This window comes from Siminovitchia terrae (assembly GCF_003605405.2).
Taxonomy (GTDB): domain Bacteria; phylum Bacillota; class Bacilli; order Bacillales; family Bacillaceae_C; genus Siminovitchia; species Siminovitchia terrae.
Genome location: NZ_QYTW02000017.1, coordinates 46790 through 68567, shown reverse-complemented (window position 1 = coordinate 68567; position 21778 = coordinate 46790). Strand labels below are relative to the sequence as shown.

The 21778-nt window shown below is 43.0% G+C and carries 19 protein-coding genes; 2 read left to right on the top strand and 17 right to left on the bottom strand.

From position 1 onward, the window contains the following. Positions 1-75: 75 nt before the first annotated feature. The 5 genes from D5F11_RS15980 to D5F11_RS15965 form a co-directional block, all read right to left on the bottom strand. Positions 76-1869: an L-lactate permease gene (locus D5F11_RS15980; RefSeq protein WP_120117132.1), complete on the bottom strand. Its 1794-nt coding sequence runs from the start codon at positions 1867-1869 to the stop codon at positions 76-78. Positions 1870-2160: 291 nt separating this feature from the next. Further along, complete coding sequence (locus D5F11_RS26625) at positions 2161-2334, bottom strand: hypothetical protein (protein ID WP_185830741.1); 174 nt, start codon at positions 2332-2334, stop codon at positions 2161-2163. A 105-nt stretch (positions 2335-2439) separates the two neighbouring features. Beyond that, complete coding sequence (locus D5F11_RS15975) at positions 2440-3891, bottom strand: FAD-linked oxidase C-terminal domain-containing protein (protein ID WP_120117131.1); 1452 nt, start codon at positions 3889-3891, stop codon at positions 2440-2442. Further along, positions 3888-5240 carry a (Fe-S)-binding protein gene (locus tag D5F11_RS15970; protein ID WP_120117130.1) on the bottom strand — a complete coding sequence of 451 codons (1353 nt, stop codon included), beginning with the start codon at positions 5238-5240 and terminating at the stop codon, positions 3888-3890. The genes D5F11_RS15975 and D5F11_RS15970 overlap by 4 nt, the downstream gene beginning before the upstream one ends. A 2-nt stretch (positions 5241-5242) precedes the next feature. Next, the gene (locus D5F11_RS15965; RefSeq protein WP_120117129.1) at positions 5243-6568 is read right to left on the bottom strand and encodes an FAD-binding oxidoreductase; all 1326 of its coding nucleotides are present in this window, start codon (positions 6566-6568) and stop codon (positions 5243-5245) included. A gap of 695 nt (positions 6569-7263) precedes the next feature. Here D5F11_RS15965 and D5F11_RS15960 point away from each other — a divergent pair. Next, positions 7264-8754 (top strand): APC family permease, encoded by a 1491-nt coding sequence (locus D5F11_RS15960; RefSeq protein WP_120117128.1) that lies wholly within the window; start codon positions 7264-7266, stop codon positions 8752-8754. 41 nt (positions 8755-8795) lie between these two features. On the opposite strand, the gene D5F11_RS27825 is transcribed toward D5F11_RS15960, so the two are convergent. From D5F11_RS27825 to D5F11_RS15920, 11 genes are all read right to left on the bottom strand, one after another. After that, complete coding sequence (locus D5F11_RS27825; protein ID WP_280519745.1) at positions 8796-8927, bottom strand: hypothetical protein; 132 nt, start codon at positions 8925-8927, stop codon at positions 8796-8798. Positions 8928-9037: 110 nt separating this feature from the next. Continuing rightward, the gene (locus D5F11_RS26620; protein WP_185830740.1) at positions 9038-9202 is read right to left on the bottom strand and encodes a hypothetical protein; all 165 of its coding nucleotides are present in this window, start codon (positions 9200-9202) and stop codon (positions 9038-9040) included. Between the two features lie 939 nt (positions 9203-10141). After that, a complete protein-coding gene (xsc, locus tag D5F11_RS15955) occupies positions 10142-11920 on the bottom strand; it encodes a sulfoacetaldehyde acetyltransferase (RefSeq protein WP_120117126.1) in 1779 nt (592 codons plus the stop codon). A 73-nt stretch (positions 11921-11993) separates the two neighbouring features. Beyond that, positions 11994-12908 (bottom strand): selenium metabolism-associated LysR family transcriptional regulator, encoded by a 915-nt coding sequence (locus D5F11_RS15950; RefSeq protein ID WP_120117125.1) that lies wholly within the window; start codon positions 12906-12908, stop codon positions 11994-11996. A 41-nt stretch (positions 12909-12949) separates the two neighbouring features. After that, positions 12950-13075 carry a hypothetical protein gene (locus D5F11_RS27820; protein WP_280519744.1) on the bottom strand — a complete coding sequence of 42 codons (126 nt, stop codon included), beginning with the start codon at positions 13073-13075 and terminating at the stop codon, positions 12950-12952. Positions 13076-13138: 63 nt separating this feature from the next. Further along, positions 13139-14494 carry an aminotransferase gene (locus D5F11_RS15945; protein ID WP_120117124.1) on the bottom strand — a complete coding sequence of 452 codons (1356 nt, stop codon included), beginning with the start codon at positions 14492-14494 and terminating at the stop codon, positions 13139-13141. Positions 14495-14680: 186 nt separating this feature from the next. Then, positions 14681-15403, bottom strand: coding sequence for a GntR family transcriptional regulator (locus D5F11_RS15940; protein WP_185830739.1), 723 nt, complete (start codon positions 15401-15403; stop codon positions 14681-14683). 118 nt (positions 15404-15521) lie between these two features. Further along, complete coding sequence (locus tag D5F11_RS15935; RefSeq protein ID WP_120117122.1) at positions 15522-16433, bottom strand: DMT family transporter; 912 nt, start codon at positions 16431-16433, stop codon at positions 15522-15524. Between the two features lie 77 nt (positions 16434-16510). Further along, positions 16511-16921 carry an RDD family protein gene (locus D5F11_RS15930; RefSeq protein WP_120117121.1) on the bottom strand — a complete coding sequence of 137 codons (411 nt, stop codon included), beginning with the start codon at positions 16919-16921 and terminating at the stop codon, positions 16511-16513. A 38-nt stretch (positions 16922-16959) separates the two neighbouring features. Then, complete coding sequence (locus D5F11_RS28165; protein WP_120117170.1) at positions 16960-17322, bottom strand: CBO0543 family protein; 363 nt, start codon at positions 17320-17322, stop codon at positions 16960-16962. 34 nt (positions 17323-17356) lie between these two features. Beyond that, a complete protein-coding gene (locus D5F11_RS15920; protein WP_245998234.1) occupies positions 17357-18433 on the bottom strand; it encodes a DUF2515 family protein in 1077 nt (358 codons plus the stop codon). 138 nt (positions 18434-18571) lie between these two features. Here D5F11_RS15920 and shc point away from each other — a divergent pair, with 138 nt between their 5' ends. Next, positions 18572-20452 (top strand): squalene--hopene cyclase, encoded by a 1881-nt coding sequence (shc, locus tag D5F11_RS15915; RefSeq protein WP_120117119.1) that lies wholly within the window; start codon positions 18572-18574, stop codon positions 20450-20452. Positions 20453-20995: 543 nt separating this feature from the next. Here the strand turns inward: shc and D5F11_RS15910 are convergent. Further along, positions 20996-21748 carry a (S)-benzoin forming benzil reductase gene (locus tag D5F11_RS15910; protein ID WP_120117118.1) on the bottom strand — a complete coding sequence of 251 codons (753 nt, stop codon included), beginning with the start codon at positions 21746-21748 and terminating at the stop codon, positions 20996-20998. Positions 21749-21778: the final 30 nt, after the last annotated feature.

Here is a 21778-nt window from a genome sequence, read left to right as displayed (position 1 = left end):
AGTTATGAAAGTGCCGTCATACTTGCATCATCAATCGGTAGATTTGGAAAATACCCATATGAAGAAAGTTTTCCTTTATTTTACACCTTTAAATGAATCAGTTGAAGCAGGCACTTCGAGCTTGGCGGCCCGTTTCTTATTTGTGGCAATAATATAGATTGCAACAAATACGATGACCAAGGAAATGATGGATCCTAGATTCAATATCCCTTTTTGGGAATACCAGACAATTGAGTAGCCTATCGCACCTGTGAACAAGGCATAATAAGCAAAGGGAAATAGCGTTTTTCGAATGACCGTCCCTTCTTTTCCAAGGAGCCCGACAACCGCCGATGCTGCAACAACATTATGGACGCATATCATATTTCCAGCTGCTCCTCCCACTGATTGTAATGCGACAATCCAGGTGGGATCCACTCCAATTTGGGAACCAACATCATATTGGAAAAGCGAGAACATCATGTTGCTGACCGTATTGCTACCTGCAATAAATGCACCGAGACCTCCGATGAAAGTAGCAAAAAACGGCCAAAACTCACCTGCTACCGCCGCTACACCATTGGCAAGCTCTATCGGCATCCTCTCATATCCGGCAGCACCCCCGCCACTATTTAAAAACACCTGAACCATCGGCACAGTAAAAATGAGTGCAGTAGATGCAGCTAATGCGGTTTTACCTGATTGTGCCCAAGCTCTTTTGTATGCGCTCCTAGTCATTCCATGCAAAAAGAATGTAATGACAGATACCACAACAAAAATAGTGCCAGGTGAATAAAGCGGTTGAAAGCTGGCTGTTATTCCTGAATCAAACATGTTTTCAAAAGCGATCGTCCACGACTGGGTCCATTCCAGGAACGGAAGTGACTTCAATCTTGTCAATACAAGCAAGAGAGCGACGAGGACATAGGGTGACCATGCTCTTATCATGCTCATCGAACCATTTTTGTGCGCAATGTCTTTTAGAATGATTTTGCCAGTCCACTCCGGATCCCACTTTGACTCCTCTTCAAAATTCCATGTTTCTTCTTTTGACGGCAGAAGGAAGCCTTTTTTCGCAGCCATGACCACAATGATTAAACCAACAAGCCCTCCTGTCATAGAGGGGAATTCTGGTCCGAGCGTATTAGCGACAATCAAATAAGGAATCGTCATGGAAAAAGCGGCAAAAAGAGCAAACTTCCATACTTTGAGCCCTTCGGTGAACGATCTGTTTTTCCCGAAAAACTTAGTCATCAACGAAACAACAAACAGCGGAATCAATGTCCCAGCAATCATGTGTAAAATGGAAGCTTTGCCGCCAATCATCGTTACTAGCTGCAGAAAATCATGACTAATGCTTGGCTCCGCCGAAAGACCCGTTTGAATTCCTACCAAAACAGGCGTACCGACTGCCCCAAAGGTAACTGGTGTGCTTTGGATCACCATACCAGCCACAACGGCTGCCATCGCTGGAAAACCAAGACCAACAAGCAAAGGAACCGCTACCGCGGCAGGAGTCCCAAACCCTGCCGAACCTTCAATGAAAGACCCGAACAGCCAAGCAATAATAATAACCTGAATTCTCCGGTCTTCCGAAATGTCCGTAAATCCTCGGCGGATCGTTCTCATCCCGCCGCTTTCTTGTAAAGTATTCAACAATAAAATGGCTCCAAAAATAATGTACAAAAGCGTAATCGCTACAATGACTCCATTAATGGTCGCAGCCGTGACATTCAGTCGTGGAACCTTCCAGACAAAAAGAGCTAGTACAACAGCTAAAACATAGGAAATGGGCATTGCCCTGCTCGCGGGCCACCTGAGACCAACCAAAAATACACCTACGGCAATAATGGGCAAGAGAGACAAAATGGCAAGCAAACCTGTACTCATATTTGCATTTTCCCCTTTCTTCTGAATCAGTGCCCTTTCTTGAGGTGCTTTGTTGTTCTATACAGCTTGATCTATAAAGAAAAGCGCAAGGCGCACAGCCTTAGGCGACAAGCACAAGGTGAATTTTGATGAGGGAGTTTTTAAGCCACCACAGCAAAGATGCTCATTTCAATTACATCGTGAAAAGCTTCCTTGAATAAGCTGTGCCGCAGGAGCACATTCTTCCTGAATAAACTTCCGCGTGGCTTGACCCTTGCTGCAATGGCGCCTGGAGTTGGACATGTAACATCATCATTTGAATACAATTTTCCGTCTAATGTTATATATATCAAATGCGCCTTGGCGTATTTGCGCCCAGATTTTATCGAGTTTCGCTCGATAAATCTCCTCTGAAAATCTGTGGTATCCGCCGGAGGCTTTAACTTTATTCAGCCGGGGTTTGCCCCCCACTGAATGGAATACCAATATGCTTTCATCTCACCACTTATAGAAGTGGGAGACTTCTGCTGAATGAAGTTAAAAAAATATCTGCAAATGCACCCATTCACAGATATTTGTTTGGCATTTCTCTTATGCTTTTGTCAGCTCCTGTTTAATCTCAGCGCATTTTCCAGGTGTCGGAAATAGCTTTCCTGCATTAAGTAAATTGTCATGATTGAAGACCTTCCTTATAGCTGTCTGGGCCATGATCTCTTCATCTGTAAAAACAAACCGCATCTCTTCTTTCTTTTCAATTCCTACGCCGTGTTCGCCCGTAATCGTTCCGCCCGCATCAGCACAAACTTTTAGACAAGCACTGCCGGCTTCAATAGCCTTTTCGGTTTCACCCGGCACACGGGAATCAAACAATACAAGTGGATGAAGGTTTCCATCTCCTGCATGAAAAATATTCGCTATCCGTAACCCTGACTCTTGACTGATTTCATTGATTTTACTTAAAACTTCCGGAAGTTTGCTTCGAGGAATAACACCGTCCTGCACAAGATAATCATGCGAGATAGCTCCCATCGCCCCAAAACCCGTTTTTCTGTTTGCCCACCACCTTTCTCTTTCTCCTTCATTTTTCGCAGCCCTTACTTCCCTGACATTCCGATTTCTGCACACTTCCAAAATTTGATTGATCTGCTCCTCTATTCCTGCATGGATACCATCCACTTCAATTAATAGAAGAGCCTCTATATCTCTTGGATGGCCGACAGGAAATGCAGCAGCTTCAACCCCTTCAATCGCTATTTTATCCATCATTTCAAGAGCGGCTGGAACGATCCCCGCTGAAATGATGTCAGACACTGCCTGGCTGCCATCTTCGACCCTATCAAAATAAGCAAGCACAGTCTGCTTGGATTCAGGGTTTTTTAAAATCCTCACAGTGATCTTCGTGACAATTCCAAGAGTCCCTTCAGATCCTGTCAAAAGCCCCAACAAATCATATCCAGGCGCATCAGGTATTCCCTTTTTTCCAATTTCTATCACATCACCATTCGGCAATACAACCTCTAATCCCAATATATGATTGGTCGTTACACCATATTTCAAACAATGTGCTCCTCCAGCATTTTCTGCTACATTGCCGCCAATCGTGCAGCAATATTGACTAGATGGATCTGGTGCATAATAATATTCCTGATCAGAAATGGCATGTGTCAATTTCAAATTGACGAAACCAGGTTCAACCACTGCCATTCTGTTTTCAAGATCGACGTTAAGCAATCTCTTCATCCTTGTCAGACTGATGATTACTTCTCCATTGATCGGGATCGCACCGCCGCTTAAACCGGTTCCCGCTCCTCGTGCCAAAAACGGCAAATCGTTTTCTGAGCAGTACTTTACAACAGCTGCAACTTCCTCTGTATTTTGCGGAAAAACCACCGCCCTTGGTAAATATTTTTCTATGGTGAATCCGTCACAATCATAGGCTGCCAAGTCTGTTTTTTTATATAGGATCGAACGGGGGCCAGAAACGAGTTTCGCGAGATTCAGAATGTGTCTGTCTTTTATTTTTATATGAGCCGCCAACCTCATCCCCCCTCCCGGACTTCTTTTTGGTAGGCCCAATCCAATAATTGCACTGTATGAACAACTTTTTGATTGCGGCCATATTTCTGGACTCCAAGCGCCATCTGAAGCATACACCCTGGATTGCCCATCGAGATCATCTCGACCTCTGCCGGGACATTTTCCATTTTACTTTGTAGTACCGCATCCGCCATTTCAGGATTGGTTATATTATAGATTCCAGCACTGCCGCAGCATCTGTCGGCATTTGGCATGTGAATCATTTTCACCCCTGGAATATCTAGCAGCAGGTCACGCGGCTCCTGCCGAACTCCCTGGCCGTGAGCCAGATGGCAGGCATCATGATAAGTGATCGTCGTTTCAATGGAGGCTTTTGGTTTTTCGTATCCTGTATCATGAAGATATTTTGCAATATCAACCACTTTTTCCGAGAATTTCTCCGCCCTCACTTTCCATTTGGGATCATCTCGGAATAGTTCATGGTATTCTTTCATCATAGAACCGCACCCCGCCGCATTGACAATAACTGTGTCTGCTTCTTCGAATGCTTCGATATTCTGCTTGGCCAGATCCCTTCCCATCTCCCTATCACCGGCATGAACATGAAGCGCCCCACAGCATGTCTGATTTTTCGGGAGCGTCACATCATTGCCATTTCGAGTCAGTACATTGATTGTCGCTTCATTCACGTCGCCAAACATCACATCCATCACGCACCCTGCAAACATAGCAACTTCTGTTTTCTTATCCACTTGGGCTTTGATTACTTTTTCATGTTTATATTTTTTCCGGACAGGCTTTTTAACTTCCAGCATGATTCCTTCCATTTCCACCAAGTGGTCCGGCATAATATTAATCAAGCCGGTTTTTCGCACCGCCGTCTGCACACCACTCTTTTGATAAAATTTCAGCAGACTTCCAAAAGCATTCATCCGATCTGGATAAGGGAACAATTTTTCCAAAAATAATTTACTGACTGCCTTTTTCCATCCTGTCAAAGGCATTGCCTGCCGGATCTGCCCTCTTGCTTCTTCAATCAGACCGCCTACATTTACATCTGCAGGACAGGCAGTTGTACACGCGCGGCAATCCAAGCAGTCAAAAACGGGGTCATTCAGTTCATCATTGACTTCAAGGCGCCCTTCGGCAACTGATTGGATCAAATGCACCCTGCCTCTTGGCGAATGGTGCTCATGGCCTGTGATTTCATACGTAGGGCAAGATTCTAAGCACATCCCGCAATGGACACAATCCGCCCATTTATTCGGATCCGGCGGATCATTCCAAAGGTAATTTCCCAATTGCAATGTGGTGCATGCCGGTTCCTGATTGGTCTCCTTTACTATCGCTGCCACTCCTAAATCCCTCCCAAAAATCTTTGCGGATTTAAAATGCCATTTGGATCAACCGTTTTCTTAATTCTTTCCATAAGGAAAAAGGATGGCGGCTTTTCTCCCCATATATCGATCTGCTTCCTTTGCTTATACGGCAAATGGGTGACAGTTGCATATCCACCGCTCTCCTCTGCTTTGCTCCTCAATTGAATCATCGCATCGATTACCAATCTTTCCTCACCCTTAATTACTGCCCGGCATAAACCGTGGCCCAATCCCCCATGCGCTTGGATAGTTAAGCGTCTAGGGCTCTCAAGCTGGGTAGTTTCTTCTATTATATGAAGCACGTCCATATTGACCACGCCAATTTTCACCGACGCTGTCAATTCTTCTGACGATTCATTGATAGGGTTTTCATATAACTTTTTCCAAAAAGTGCGGGTTTCTTCCTCTGAAAGCACTTTGAAATCCGCTGTATCAGGCTTCATATCTCTTAATACGTTTTCTTGATACAGGACAGAACTTTCCACATCTTCAAAAGCGATTGCTAATGTCTTGTTGTAACTTCCAGTCAATCTCCCAGCCAATGACGGATTGAGCAATTCCAGCGTTACGGGTTCCAGCATCGAGTCAAGCAACTGGATGGAAAATTGCCTAATCTGCTCCGAGTCATCTTCAGGAAATGATAAAAGAACTAAGCTCTCATATTTCGGCAGGGGCCTGAGCTTCAGTGTCACTTCCGATAAGACTCCAAGTGTGCCCATTGAACCGATAAACAATTTATTCATATCATATCCAGCCACATTTTTTACAACCTTGCCGCCAGTACGGATTAACGTCCCATCAGGGTACACAACCCTCAAGCCAATGACCGAATCTCTTGCAGAGCCATAACCGAGCCGTTTCGGACCACTGTCATTTGCGGCAATAATCCCGCCTATAGTCGAGGACTGTGGTGAAAAAGGATCAATCGCAAGCCTTTGATCATAATCAGCAAGATATTCTTGAAGGTCGCCAAAACAGGTTCCCGCTTTGACAGTGACCGTCATATCCCCTTGAATGTGCTCAACAATGCCGTTGTACTTTTTTAATGACAATAAAATATCGGCGCTTTCAGCCAGGCCACCATAACCTCTTTTCGTTCCGGCTCCCACGATAGAAACTGTTTGTCCAGATTGATTGGCATAGGATAATAGATTCACGATCTCCTCTTCCGATTGCGGGTATACCGAGATACTTCCTCCATTTCCAAGCAAATGATCCGTTTCTCCATCTGCAAAACGCTCTTTAGGGACTACTGTCTTCAATACTAATAAGCTGCCCGATATTGATATTGGACCCACCCCCATATATGTAAAAGTCACCTTATTTCCTTCATTTAATCATTAAACCTATGTATATTCAAGTAATTATTTGAATATACAAACTCTTCTACATTGGGAAACGTCTTCTGTCAGGAAATGATAAAAATATTCCAGATGAAGTGTTGGATCAATATACTTTGGGAGTTGCCATAAATTTGGGGATCAATACGGATCAACCAAGCCTGCAGCATCAGTAGCAACCGTTCCTCCTTCTTTTCGTAAAGGAGTGAGGGTAGAATAATCGGTAGACTTAAGAGCACTGTTTAACTTTATTCAGCAGAAGTCTCCCACTTCAGTAAGTGGTGAGATGAATGCATAGTGGTATTCTATTCAGTGGGGTTTCAAATCCCGGCTGAATAAAGTTAAAACCTCCGGTGGATGCCACAGATTTTCAGAGGAAATTTATCGAGCGGAGCTCGATAAAATCTGGACGCAAATACGCCAAGGCGCATTTGATTAAGCAGTGCTGATTTGTTTTTATCCGGAATAACATTAAAAACAGACGAGTCATGTACCTTTATATATAGAAAATAAGCATGAATGATATCGCACATTCTGATTATTAGAATTATCAGATATCGTTGATTTCAACCAATCAAAGGAATAGAATTTTAATTAACATCTTGACGACTCCTCTTTGTAAGCGCTTTTATACAACGGAAATGAAGGAGGGTTTTTTAATGGAACAACGGCAGCAGCTGGCAAAGACGTTAAAGCCTCATTGGGTTTGGGCCATCGCTTTCGGATCCTGTATCGGCTGGGGAGCCTTTGTATTGCCTGTGGACTGGATGTCAATGGCAGGGCCTCTTGGTGTCATTATTGGTTATTCCATCGGAGCGCTTCTTATGATTGTAATTGGTGTGAGCTATGGCTATCTCGTCGAAAAACTGCCAGTCTCGGGAGGAGAATTTGCATATGCCTATTACGGGCTTGGAAGATATCATGCATTCTTTTGCGGGTGGTTCCTGACACTTGGCTATATGTCAATCGTTGCTTTGAATGCTTCTGCTTTAGCCCTGTTGGCAAAATTCACAATGCCCGCTTTCTTTACGAAAGGCCACCTTTACACTATTGCCGGATGGGACGTCACTTTTGGTGAAGTCATCATTGCTTGTCTCGCTTTAATTTTCTTTGCCTATTTAAACATTCGTGGAGCAAGCCTTTCGGGATTCTCACAGTTCATCTTTTGCGTAGGGCTTGTGATAGCGATTATCCTTTTGACAGTGGGAATGGTCTTTCACCCTTCAAGCTCGATGGAGAATTTACAGCCGCTTTTTAAACCTGGAACGTCTTCCCTTGCAGCTATAGCAGCCATCATAGCCATTGCACCATGGGCTTATGTCGGCTTTGACAATATCCCGCAAGCAGCTGAAGAATTTGATTTCCATCCAAGCAAATCATTCAAGCTAATATTTTGGGCGTTGATCTGTGCGGGCCTGACTTATGCCTTCCTTATCATTGCCACTGGTGTTGGCATGCCTTGGATCAATACAGTTGATGCGGGATATATGTGGGGTACAGGTACAATTGTTGAAAATGCATTTGGCAGAGTTGGCGTCCTTATACTTGCTTTTGCAGTTATGATGGGAATTTTTACAGGTCTAAACGGTTTCTATGTATCAACGAGCCGGCTCCTGTTTGCGATGGGTAGGGCTAAAGTCATTCCGGATTCATTCGGAAAATTGCACCCTAAATACGCAACTCCAAAATTGGGTATCTGGTTTACAATGGCCGCTTGCCTCATTGCCCCGTTCTTCGGAAGGCAAGCATTATTATGGGTCGTTGACATGGCTGCCTTGGGCGTAACGATCGCTTACTTTTACACCACTTTTGTTGCCTACCGCCTTTTTAAATGGTCTGATCAAGACACTGGAAAAGTAAGGGGTATTCTCCTCGTTGCTCCTGGGAGAAAGCTTGTTGCACTTATTGGAGTCATCAGCAGTATCGGCTTCTTTCTATTATTAGTAGTTCCCGGCTCTCCAGGATTTTTGGGTACGCCTTCCTGGATTGTCCTGCTTGTCTGGGTGGCACTTGGAGGCATCTTCTTCCTTATAAGGTATAAAAATTACAAAGAAATACCCGAAAAAGATTTGGATCACTATATCTTGGGAGATTTCAGGGATAAGGAAAGCCCCGCCGAATCCATGGCCACGGAACCTGAAGCGAAATAGTTTGAAACAAAAGCTGCGGACAATGCCGCAGCTTTTCGCTGTTAAAGGATGAAAAAATCAAATGCGCCTTGGCGTATTTGCGCCCAGATTTTATCGAGCTTCGCTCGATAAAATCTGTGGCATCCGCCGGAGGCTTTAACCGGGGTTTGAACCCCCACTGAATGGAATATCAATATGCATTCATCTCACCACTTATAGAAGTGGGAGACTTCTGCAGAATCAAGTTAAATGAATTTGGCAAGCCCAATTTTAAAATATAACGATGACAAGGATCAATGCTGTATTATTCCATTTTCCTAAACTCAGGCTTTACTTCCTTTGAAACAACAGCAAGGAACATAATACCAATCAAAACTGTTATCACTTTTTCAAAAATTTTATACCTGCCAAACCATATTAATCTGAATCCAGCGACTGAATGGATAATCGCCCATGCCCATAATGGCATTATCGGTTCATCATCAGCCCACATGGAGTAGCAATCGACGCTCCATAAATTAAAACAAAAGTACGTCATAGTCCACCTTCCGAGTTCCGAAGAGTATTTTCGCAAAGTGAGCAGTTTTTCTGAATTCTGAAGAATATTTTCGTAAAAGTGAGTAGTATTTCTGAATTCCGAAGAGTATTTTCGCAAAGTGAGTAGTATTTCTAAATTCCGAAGAGTGTTTTCGCAAAGTGAGTAGTATTTCTAAGTTCCGAAGAGTGTTTTCGAAAAGTGAGTAGTTTTTCTGAATTCTGAAGAGTGTTTTCGTAAAAGTGAGTAGTATTTCTGAATTCCGAAGAGTATTTTCGAAAAGTGAGTAGTATTTCTAAATTCCGAAGAGTGTTTTCGCAAAGTGAGTAGTATTTCTAAATTTCGAAGAGTGTTTTCGCAAAGTGAACAGTTTTTCTAAATTCCGAAGAGTGTTTTCGCAAAAGTGAACAGTTTTTCTGAATTCCGAAGAGTATTTTCGTAAAAGTGAGTAGTATTTCTGAATTCCGAAGAGTATTTTCGCAAAGTGAGTAGTGTTTCTGAATTCCGAAGAGTATTTTCGCAAAGTGAGTAGTATTTCTGAATTCCGGAGAGTATTTTCGCAAAGTGAGTAGTATTTCTAAATTCCGAAGAGTATTTTCGCAAAGTGAACAGTTTTTCTGAATTCCGAAGAGTATTTTCGTAAAAGTGAGTAGTATTTCTGAATTCCGAAGAGTATTTTCGCAAAGTGAGTAGTGTTTCTGAATTCCGAAGAGTATTTTCGCAAAGTGAGTAGTATTTCTGAATTCCGAAGAGTATTTTCGCAAAGTGAGTAGTATTTCTAAATTCCGAAGAGTATTTTCGTAAACACCCTAAGCTCAAACAAATCAGCCCGTCAGGCTTCCACCTAACGGGCTGAAGTTTTTAACCTTGTATTTATTTTTTCCAATTCTCATGATCAAGGTGTTTGTATTTATCCAGGAAGCGTGTTGGCATTTTCAGAGCATCTCTTCTAAACGGCGGAGCGAGTTGTGTTCCATCGACAAAGATGTTAAGGACTGCAGGCTTTCTTTTCTCCAATACTTCTTTTACTACTCCGGCAATATCTTCCGGCTTGTCGATTGTATAACCAAGTGCCCCCATTGATCTTGCCACTTCAGCGAAATCAGGAGCTTCGATGTCGGAACCGATGAAGCGGTTGTCATAGTAATCTACTTGGTTCTTCTTCTCTGCAGCCCAAGATTTATTATTGAATACACATGCAATGACAGGGATGTTCTGTTCAACAGCTGTGCTCACCTCGTGCAAGCTCATTCCCCATGCGCCATCTCCGATGATAGCTACTACAGGAGTATCAGGTTCAGCTAGCTGTGCACCCATCGCCGCAGGGTATGCAAACCCAGTATTTCCGAAAGTCAGCGCTGCAATATGGCGTCTTGTTTTGTTGAATTTCAAGTAAGCATTTGCTGTTGATGATACGTTTCCAATATCAGTCGAAATAATTGTGTTTTCAGGAAGTGCTCTAGTCAGTTCCAAAAGGGCTCTCCGCGGATTGATCGGACTGCCTGGTTCCATTGCAAGATCAACCAATTCCTGCTCCCATGCTTCTTTACTTTTTGCAACTTCTGCCATGCGATCTGCATTTTGAGCAGGCTCAGGCTGAGCTTTCAACAATTGATTATACAACTCTTCACTGGCTGCTTTGGCGTCTCCGATGATTCCCACCTCAACCGGGTGCGTTCTTGCAATATTTCGAGGGTTGATATCAATTTGAATGATTTTCGCATTTTTAGGAAAGTAATCGATATCATAGCAAGGCAGCGTTCCGAATACAGACAAACGTGTTCCGATGGCGAGCAATACATCAGCATCTTTCAATGTACGCATAGCTGATTTTGCTCCCATGTAGCCAATCGGCCCAACAGCCAATGGGTGATCTGCTGGGAATCCGTCATTATGCATGTAAGATACTGCAGCTGGCGCAGATAAATGTTCAGCTATTTTTACAACTGTTTCTACTCCATCGGCATCAACGGCACCACGTCCCGAAATGATGACCGGGTTTTTCGCGTCCTTCAGTAGTTCAACTGCTTTTTGAATCAATGCAGGGTCACCGCTTCCTCTAGCATCCGTACGGTATTGATGCGGCTCAAGGATTTGGTCTTCCAGCTCTCCATAAAAAAGATCTCGAGGAATATCGTATAAAACCGGACCGCGTTCAGCATAAGCGATTCTGAAGGCCGTACGCAGGCAGTCGGCTACGCGGCTTGTATGTGTCACTCGAACTGTTTCTTTAGTTATCGATTTAAAGATCGATACCTGATCCGCCTCCTGGAATCCATCCCACCCGATCGTCGGAGTTCCTGCGGAAGGAGAAATGACAACCATCGGAGTATGCGCCTGGTATGCGGCTGCCACAGATGTCACCATATTTGTAATCCCCGGCCCATTCTGCCCAATAACGACACCTGCTGTACCTGATACTCTTGTAAAAGCATCAGCCATATGCGCAGCACTTTGTTCATGACGGACTGGGATAAATCTGATACCTGCTGTCGGAAACAAGTCAAGCATATCCATAAAAGCAGATCCTACAATCCCGTAAATTTCCTTTACATTTTCCTGTACAAGTGTTTCAACTATTGCCTCACTCGGCGTCATTTTCAATTTTTGACCTGTTGCAATTTTTTGTTTTACCGTTTCTTGTTGGACCATTTCACTTCCTCCTTTAATATGTCATATGTCTTTTAAAAATTTATCACCAACAACATATGTTGCCTGAAACAGATTATGAAACACCTTTTTCACTTTTTACCATGCTGTTTTTCAATTGTCCCATAAATAATTCTGTGGTTTGTTTTAAAACTACATCCTTTCTACAAGCGATGTAAAAATGCCGGTAAAAGGAAAGGTCTTTAATCGGATAAGCTTTCAAAAGTTTGAGTTTGAGCTCTTTTTTGATTGCACTTTTTGATATGATCGAAACCCCAAGTCTAGCCGATACAGTGGATTTGACTGCTTCAGTACTTCCAAGCTCCATTACCAGGTTTAAGTCATCCTCCGTAATTCCTGTCTGACGCAAATACTGGTTCACAACAGCTCTGGTCCCCGAACCCTTCTCCCTTACTATTAAGGGAATATCCTTTAAACGTCCTGCCGAGATGGTAATTTCGTTATCGGGGAAATAGCCTGGCGCAGCAATTAGAATCAATTGATCTTCCATAAAAGGCTCCACAACAATCTGATCATCATCAATCGGCGTTTCAATCAATCCCACATCAATAAATTGATCCTTAATGTTCGATACAATGTTATTGGAATTGGTGATATCAACACTCATCTGAATGAGTGGATAATCACCTTTAAATAATTTCAAGAACTCAGGAAGGACATATTCTCCTATTGTGAAGCTGCAGCCTATTTTCAAATCCCCATACATGCAGTCCTCAAATTTCAAAATCTCCTTCTGAGCGGAGTCGCTCAAATGAATGATTTTTTTAGCATATTTCAATAAAATTGCAGCGGATTGAGTCATTTCCACCTTTTTTGTTGTACGTTCAAACAACTTTGTCCCAACCTCTTCCTCCAGCGCCTTGATTTGTGCCGAAATGGTTGGCTGCGTTACATACAATATTTTGGCCGCCTCGGAAAAACTCTTCTTTTCAGCAACTGCTATAAATGTTTTCAACCTTTCGTAATCCATTGCTGCTTTCCTCCCGAGTTATCAAATGCGCCTTGGCGTATTTATGCCCAGATTTTATCGAGCTTCGCTCGATAAATTTCCTCTAAAAATCTGTGGCATCCGCCGGAGGCTTTAACTTTATTCAGCTGGGGTTTGAACCTCCCGCTGAATGGAATACAAACATGCATTCATCTCACCACTTACAGAAGTAGGAGACTTCTGCTGAATGAAGTTAAATTTAAGGAAAAATTTTAAAGACTACGAATCACCGATTCTACTGTTTCAACTAGAAAGTCCAAATCTTCTTCAGTACTTGTTAGCGGCGGTGCAATGATGATTACATTATTTAAACCCGGCACTGTATCTCCATTTCTGCCGATCATCAATCCGCACTTCCTGCATTCAGCCAAAATGCTTCCCATTTTTTCATCATCAAGCGGTTCTTTCGTCTCCTTGTCAGCAACCATTTCCATCCCCACTAGGAAGCCTGCCTGTCTTACCTCTCCAACATTTTTGTGATCACTTAACAGATGGAGTCTTCCAATCTTGGATTCTCCCAACTCCTTCACCCGCTCGACAATATTTTCTTTTTCAATTATTGTTATATTTGCTAGGGCAACCGCACATGCAGCCGGATGCCCGCCATAAGTGGAAACATGTCTGAAGTGATTGTCTTTCCCCTGTTTTTTGAACACTTCATAGATCTCTGATTTAACAGCTGTGGCTCCAAGAGGTAAATATCCACTCGTCAACCCTTTAGCCATTGTCACAATGTCCGGCTGAACTCCTTCGGCATGCTGGAAACCGAACATTTCTCCGGTTCTTCCATATCCCGAAACCACTTCATCCATGACAAGCAGCACATTGTATTTTTTACAAATCTCCTGAACACGTTGAATATACTTCACAGAAGGTACGATAACTCCACCGCCTGAAATGAACGGCTCCATGATGAACGCTGCCACCGACTCTTCACCCTCATGCTGGATTGTACTTTCCAAAAGATCTGCCGCTTTCAAATCAGTTTCTTCAGGTGTCCCCTCAAACAGCGACCGATAGCTGTATGGGGGATGTACATGAAGGAAACCCGGAACACCCGGATCATATTTTACGCGCCGGTTGGCCTGTGCCGTAGCGCTGAGCGCTCCAAGCGTAGCCCCATGGTACCCCCTATATCGAGATATAATTTTATATTTTCCTGGATTGCCAGTCTGAATATGGTACTGTCTGATCACTTTAAAAGCGGTTTCATTTGCTTCAGAGCCACTGTTGGAAAAGAACACCTGATAATCAGCTCCCAGCAGTTCGCTGATTTTTCCAGCCAATTGTACAGCAGGCTTATGATTCATTGTCAATGGAAAATATGACAGGGCTTTCATTTGTTCAGCTGCTGCGTCAACGATTTCCTGTCTCCCATGACCAAGGTTTAAACACCACAAACCGGAAACCCCATCAAGGTAGCGGTTGCCATTTTCATCTGTAAACCAAGAGCCTTCACCGGATACGGCCACTGTCGGCTCCGCGTCGGGATTATAGCGTGTGATCGCATTCCAAAGATGTGTTTCATTTGTTGGCAGCCCTTTCTTCAATTCAACTTCAGTTTTCATCCTCTAGACCTCCATTTCATATATTTTGATCTTTAAACTTATAATGACGTTATGATGTCCGTACCAGTTTTTTAGTCGAAGTTGAACTTAGTATAAAACATGAAGTTTTACATTTCAATAAATTTTCTTTATTCAGATATTTGTTAATTCTATTACATTTATCACCTTTATTTATAAATGTCTTGCCTAGCCAAATTTTCTCGAGAGATTCACTTTAAATGTATACATATCACTCCTGTAAAAAGCGGTCTCCAGCTCAATGATCCGCCCGGCCTCATTTTTAATCACGCGTCTTACTGTCATTACACAGGCACCGGACGGTATTCCCAGATACTCACGGTCCTCTTCCAATAACGGCCCGCAGGAAATTGATTGATCGGCTTCTGCGAACTGGATTCCGAGCTCATTCTGAACTAAATCGTATAAAGTTGCGTTGTCCAAGTCATACTTAACCAGCTTCTGCCCGATTTCCACCGGATAATAATGACGCTCAACTCCAATTGGAATATCGTCTGCAAAGCGTACTCTCTTGATAAAATAGGCTTCCCTGAATCCAGTTAGGCCCTGTATGTAAGGATCCGGTGTTGTTTTGTAATGGGTAATCAGTTTGGCTCCTGGCTTCATTCCCATTCCAAGGATGACCTCAGTTGTGCTACTTAAATGACCAAGCCAATCCTGAATTGGTTTCAAGGAAACGAAGGTGCCTTTGCCGTGCCTCTTTTCAAGTATTCCTTCCCTCACCAATAAGCTAATGGCTTCCCGAACAGTACTTCGGCTTACATTAAACTTTTCCATAAACTGCCGTTCACTTGGAATTTGTTCAGAATATACGCCCTCCGCTATTTGCTGCTCTATAAGATCTTTCAATTGGATATGCAGCGGAATTGGATGATTATAATCAATATTCATATGCATCCCCCTCCCGTTTATTAATTAATAAAAGAATATCAAATCCATGTAAAAAGTAAAGGCGAAGAAACCTCAAATCGTGGTTACTCCGCCTCTTATAAAATAGTTTTATAAACTATTATGCCGATTTTTTTGTACGGATTAAGTTCCCTTGTTCCAAAAATCCCGTCCCCAACACAACCCCTGCCACAATAAAGATAAATCCCAGCCATTGAATAGAATATATTTTCTCGCCCAAAAATAAAAAGGCTCCAACAAGCGAGAAGAACGGAGATAAGTTTAAAAACAACGACGCCTGCCCTGCTCCGATTTTCTGTATGGCATGATTGTAGATAAGGTGGCCAAAAGCCGTTGCAATGACGCCAGAAGCGAAGAATACAAGCCAGGCTGTAAGATTACCAGTTTTTAACGTTGCCAAACCAGCTGGTTCTATTGCAAGGCTGACGGAAAAAAGCATCACCGAGCCCATCATGAGAGAAAGTCCCGTTACTGCCTGTGTTCCTGCAGTGTTTGACATTTTGTTTATTAAAATAAAACTAATGGCCTGTGATAACACCGCACAAAATATGAAAATATCACCGACAGCAAAATTGAATGAAGCACCCGGTTTCATGAGCATGATTAATGCGACACCAGAGAATCCGAATACCAGCCCGAAAATACGGAAAATAGTCAATCGGTCTCCAAGGAAAAGTGCTGCCGCCACCGTCGTAACGACTGGAACTGAGCCAAGTATCAGCCCGCCATTGGCGGCGCTTGTCTTGCTGAGACCCACTGAAAGGAAATAATGGTGTCCTAGGACCCCGAATACAGCCACCAAACCTATGAACAATATATCTTTTTTCGCCAGCTTTTGGATTTCACTGCGATAAAACAGCATAGGTGCGAGTGTAAGGAAAGCAATGAAAATCCGCAATGATGTAATGGTTACTGGAGCAAAATGAGTGACAATGATCTTAATGGCGATCACATTGAAGCCCCAAACCACCATGACCGTTGTAATTAGAATATATAAATGCCAATTTTTCATTGAATCCCCCTCATTGCCGAACGCATTCAAAATTAATCATATTGTAACACATAGAGGGGAATTTCAACTTTGATTTGTTATGGCTGAGGTCTATCCGTGGTAACATAAGTGCCGGCGATCAAGTCATGTATCGCTCTTTTATCCTCACGTAACCCGACCATAAAAGCACTGACGATCAAGGCAATTCCCAATGTCACAACATAGACCAAGCCCGACACGAAAGTTCTAAGAAACATAACCCCTATCCCTACATTGCCGCCGCCAACCTTTACAATGCGGACACCTACAATTCTTTTTCCTACCGTATACCCCAACCAAGCTACTGGAAGAATCAGATAGTATAGGAAGTTCAGCAGATTAGTAAATACATTGCCTTCCGTATCTCCTGTCAAAATGTATCCTAATATACCAATCGGAATCCCGATAATGATGGCATCCAGCAGATTTCCAAGCAACCTTCTCCAAAATCCGCCCGGGTGTTGAATCATGACCCCACTCCCTCTTTTTTGAAAAAATCCTACCGATTTTATACGTCCTGCCAGCTCTTTCGCCCGTTTGTCCATGTGAAGATAGCCCATACCGATAACAAAAATAAGAAATACCCCAAAAAAGAATACCAGTGCTTCCATTCTTTTGAATGTACGAATAAACCTTTTGATTCCGAAAAAATCTCCAAGACAGGGCCGGCCAGACTAAAAAAAATGATTAAAAAGCCCCATCCGGCTTTGGATATTCTACTCCCAACCCATAAAAAAATCCAGATAAAGACAGGAATCCCTGCAAGATTAAAAACGATATGAATATCAAAAACATCGGCAAAGGGCCGGATCGGAAAAGAATACATGCCTATTCCCGTAAAATATAAGTCCAGATACGTCCCCAAAAGCATGGCGAATACAATAGCCGGGAAGCTACCAGGATTTCTATATAAATATTGCTTTTTTCGCAAGAACTGCGAGTTCGAGATTTTGAAGGGTTTCACAATAATCACCTGTTATTTCTCCATCTATCGCTTCATCATTCTTTTTTAAATAGACGACAACGTTAGGATCATCAAACCAGTCACCGGGTTCAGCGGGACGGTGCTTCATATTTGGCCATGCATACTCAAGTAAAGGACTATACAATTTGGGTGAACCTTTGATCAAACGGCAATTTTTGAGTCTTCGAATTTGAAGCGGACCAGGCACCCCCTCATTGACATCATTAAAAATATGAGGCCAGTAGTCCTTTCTGGACCCTGAATGAGTATGAGACATGCACCAGTTCAAAATTTTCTTGTGCCGTCTCCAGTCTTTAAAAAGCAATTGATACAATCTTCTTCCAAGGATGATCCGCTCATGCAGCGATCCAAATTGATGAATCGTCATGCCTGTCAGTACAGCCTTTGCTCCATTGCGTGATGGAAACAATATTTGATTAAACGAAAGCAGATCTTGTAAAACAAACTCCAACGTGTGAAGAACTTTTTCCTTGTAAAAAGGATTCTGAATCATTCTCGCTTCCAGATAACTTTGTTCATTCACAACTTGCGCCATGGCTAGTGTATAAGAATCTCCCCGCAGCCAAAAATCGTTCCAAATCACCTCCATGTATCTGGATATTTCCAAATAGGGAAGCAAATAAAACAAACTCCGTCCCCGCCTTATACTCTCTTCATAAAGTAAAAATTGCGGAAATGCATCCTGAAAAATCAGCCAGTTCCCGCGTTCCAGAAATTCGAAGAATTCTTCCTGCTTTTTTTCACTCATCAGTCTTGAGAGTAAATCTCCTTTCAAATCCGTCATGTTCCATCCGCCGTTTCTTGAAACGAGATGCCCCAGGAATGCCCAGTGAATTTCCGGATATCGCAGATAAAAATCAAGATACGCTTTTGTCCTTGTTACGTTGTTGATATTCAGCATTTTCGTTGTTTGTCTGATCTGTCCCACAATCATTTGATCCTCTGATGATATATGTTCGATATTCAAATGGCAGGGATTTAACAAGCTTTTCTTCAATTTCCCCTTTATTTCATGGAGCTGGTGGGAAAGCGGCTCTGTTTTTTTCTTCTTTTTGCAAAAGAAAATCTTTCCTCACCCCCGCCAAGAATTCTTTTACCATTTTTGAATAAATATTTGTCAGGGAGATGATTCAGAATGACAGACAGTACGAGAGAATTGATCAATAAGATTACAGAGATTCTGAAAGATGAGCAGACAGACAACGGTTCCTGGGATTATCCATTTGACACAGGCGTCAAAACCGACGCCTATATGATCATATTATTAAGGACTTTGGAAATAAATGATGAAGATTTGATTCGGAAGCTAACGGAACGAATTCTCAGTAAACAAGAAAAAAACGGCTCCTGGAAGCTTTATAACGATGAAAAAGACGGTAACTTATCCTATACGCTTGAAGCTTACTATGCCCTGCTGTATTCAGGCTTCTATTCAAAACACAGCTCCCGCATCCGTATGGCGAAAAGCTTCATATTAAAAAACGGCGGGATGGAAAAAGCGGAGATGTTCACAAAAATCCTGCTAGCATTGACCGGTCAATACAAGTGGCCAGCGTTCTTTCCGCTGCCAGTTGAACTAATCCTTCTTCCCCTTTCTTTTCCAATCAATTTCTACGATTTTTCCGTATTTGGAAGGGCAAATCTTGCTCCGATTATGATTTTATCCGCAAAGAAATACAGCAGAAAGACCAAGGGTAGTCCTGACCTTTCCGACCTTTTTGTCAAGAGGACAAACGAATTTTTTTCAGAGGGGGAAAAGCGTGGCTTTGAAAATATCTTTTCTATCATTGAACACGGGATCAAAAGCATCTTAATGGCTCCCCAACAAATCCATTCATATGCCATCGAGCGGGCAAAGCAATACATGTTCAACCATCTGGAATCCGACGGGACATTTTACAGTTATTTCAGCGCCACCTTTCTGATGATATTCGCTCTCATGTCCCTCGGTTACAAGAAGGACGATCCGGTCATTTTGAAAGCAGTCGACGGTCTGAAAGCGATGGAATGTACGATTGACGGATATCCTCACATGCAATATACGACAGCCAATGTCTGGAATACCACCTTGATTTCGTTTACACTGCAAAATGCAGGACTTCCACCATCAGATCCGACGATCATCGCAGCCAATGAATATCTGTTGGAAAGAAAACATTACAAATATGGTGACTGGGTCATCAACAATCCTGGCGTATTGCCAGGTGGATGGGGTTTTTCAGACATCAATACTTTTAACCCTGATGTTGATGATACAACTGCAGCTTTACGGGCATTTTCCCCATTAGTAACTGAGAATTCAGCCATACTCTCGTCATGGGATCGCGGAACGAACTGGGCCATTTCCATGCAAAATGATGATGGTGGGTGGCCCGCTTTTGAAAGAAACGTTGATAAAAAGATTATGAATCTGCTGCCGATCGACAGGGTCAGATTCCTTGTTTCAGACGCAAGCAGCGCCGACTTGACCGGAAGGACCCTAGAGTTTTTAGGTAATTATACAAACATGCCCAAAAAGAGTAAGAAGATTAGAGATGGTGTGAAATGGCTTACTGCTGACCAGAAAAAGGACGGATCCTGGTACGGGCGGTGGGGAATCTGTTATATATATGGAACATGGGCGGCTGTGACTGGGCTAATGGCCACAGGCATTGACCGACAACATAAAAGTATTCAAAAGGCAACCTCTTGGCTTAAAAAAATTCAAAACAAAGATGGCGGGTGGGGTGAATCATGCAACAGTGACCTTGAAAATAAATACGTGCCGCTGCAAAAAAGCCATATTACTCAAACGGCTTGGGCTTTAGATGCACTGATTGCCTCAGAAAATCTGCCAACACCAGAAATTGAGGCGGGAGTCCGCTATTTGCTCCAATCGTATGATCATAAAGATTGGACTTGGTACTATCCAGTTGGCCAAGGAATGGGAGGATCTTTTTACATCCATTATCATAGCTACCAATACATTTTTCCTCTGCTTGCAATCGCCAATTACGAGAAAAAGTTTCATAGATGATAAGAAAAGCGAAAGGCGCGCAGTCTTAGGTGACAAGCTCAAGGAGAATTTTGATGAGGGAGTTCCTCAGCCACCACAGCAAAGCTGCTAATTTCAATTAAATCGTGAAAAGCTTCCGTGAGTTGCTTCATGCAGCTTTGCGACGATGGAAACATATGCTTCCTTGAATAAGCTGTGCCGCAGAAGCACATTCTTCCTGTATAATCTTCCGCGTGACTTGATCCTTGCGCCGATGGCGCCTGGCAGGCTCAGTGCGCGACATCCTGGCGCTTCGGTGGCACTTGTACTTCCTGTACGTCGGCCGCCTCAAGCCGCGACGTCCTGTCGCTTCGGTTGCACTTGTACTTCCTGTACGTCGGCAGGCTCAGTACGCGACGTCCTGTCGCTTCGCTTGCACTAGTACGTCCTGTACGTCGTAGCTGGACAAAGATAAAGCTTCCTCTGAATAAAATTTTCCATAACAAGTTATACTTTCTTTACTCATAAGAAAAATCGCCAGCATATACAAATGCAGGCGATTTTCTTATTATCTAAACAAAAGACTTATACATTGCTCAAATCAAGCAGGACATCCAACTCGGAAAAATTATCACTTTGGATCAAGGCCGCAAGCTTGGACGCCGTCTCTTCTGGTGTACTGAGCAGCCCTTTTTCCTTATATTCGATAAACTGCTTTACTAGTTCAAACTTTTGGGTATCGGTTGCCCGTATCTCTTTTTGCATATCTGTATCAATAATCCCTGGAGCAACAGACACGATCTTCACACCAAAAGGTTCTTTTTTCTGTTCCAACGCCACAGTATTTGAGTAATGGTCAAGTCCTGCCTTACCCGCACAATAACTGCTCCACCCTGAATATGCATGACGTCCGGCACCGGATGAAATATTAAGAACTCGTTTTGGGACATGCTTGTCCTTGAGCTTTCGGATAAAGGCAGATGTCAATATCATCGGAGCAGTCAGGTTGACAGTAATACTCTTTTCAATAGCAGCCTGAGAATTGTCCTCAGTATGGCCGATTGGTTCGATAACACCAGCATTATTGACGAGCGTAATGGAACTTGGAAACTCCGGTACATGAGAAATCATAGCATCCATCAGCTCTTCCAGACGGGATGTTTCAGCCAAATCGAACTCAAGGAACGCCAGTTTGCAATTTTGTTCTTTTGCAAGCTGCTCAAGCTCTTGGTTCTTTGAGCGCGCCGTGCAAATAAGCACGTTATTTGAACCTATAAGCTCTTTACTTAAAGCAAGGCCGATTCCTCTGGAAGCACCTGTTATAAAAAAGACATCCATCTAGAGATCATCCTTTCTTAATTGTACTGC

Bases quoted from the DNA above. Each gene is read 5' to 3' on its own strand.
- D5F11_RS15945 (WP_120117124.1), bottom strand. From the start codon at position 14,494: ATGAAAACTGAAGTTGAATTGAAGAAAGGGCTGCCAACAAATGAAACA.
- D5F11_RS15960 (WP_120117128.1), top strand. From the start codon at position 7,264: ATGGAACAACGGCAGCAGCTGGCAAAGACGTTAAAGCCTCATTGGGTT.
- D5F11_RS15930 (WP_120117121.1), bottom strand. From the start codon at position 16,921: ATGATTCAACACCCGGGCGGATTTTGGAGAAGGTTGCTTGGAAATCTG.
- D5F11_RS15980 (WP_120117132.1), bottom strand. From the start codon at position 1,869: ATGAGTACAGGTTTGCTTGCCATTTTGTCTCTCTTGCCCATTATTGCC.
- D5F11_RS15910 (WP_120117118.1), bottom strand. From the start codon at position 21,748: ATGGATGTCTTTTTTATAACAGGTGCTTCCAGAGGAATCGGCCTTGCT.
- shc (WP_120117119.1), top strand. From the start codon at position 18,572: ATGACAGACAGTACGAGAGAATTGATCAATAAGATTACAGAGATTCTG.
- D5F11_RS27820 (WP_280519744.1), bottom strand. From the start codon at position 13,075: ATGCATGTTTGTATTCCATTCAGCGGGAGGTTCAAACCCCAGCTGAAT.
- D5F11_RS15935 (WP_120117122.1), bottom strand. From the start codon at position 16,433: ATGAAAAATTGGCATTTATATATTCTAATTACAACGGTCATGGTGGTT.
- D5F11_RS26620 (WP_185830740.1), bottom strand. From the start codon at position 9,202: ATGCCATTATGGGCATGGGCGATTATCCATTCAGTCGCTGGATTCAGA.
- D5F11_RS28165 (WP_120117170.1), bottom strand. From the start codon at position 17,322: ATGCTTTTGGGGACGTATCTGGACTTATATTTTACGGGAATAGGCATG.
- xsc (WP_120117126.1), bottom strand. From the start codon at position 11,920: ATGGTCCAACAAGAAACGGTAAAACAAAAAATTGCAACAGGTCAAAAA.
- D5F11_RS15975 (WP_120117131.1), bottom strand. From the start codon at position 3,891: ATGAGGTTGGCGGCTCATATAAAAATAAAAGACAGACACATTCTGAAT.
- D5F11_RS15965 (WP_120117129.1), bottom strand. From the start codon at position 6,568: ATGGGGGTGGGTCCAATATCAATATCGGGCAGCTTATTAGTATTGAAG.
- D5F11_RS15940 (WP_185830739.1), bottom strand. From the start codon at position 15,403: ATGAATATTGATTATAATCATCCAATTCCGCTGCATATCCAATTGAAA.
- D5F11_RS15950 (WP_120117125.1), bottom strand. From the start codon at position 12,908: ATGGATTACGAAAGGTTGAAAACATTTATAGCAGTTGCTGAAAAGAAG.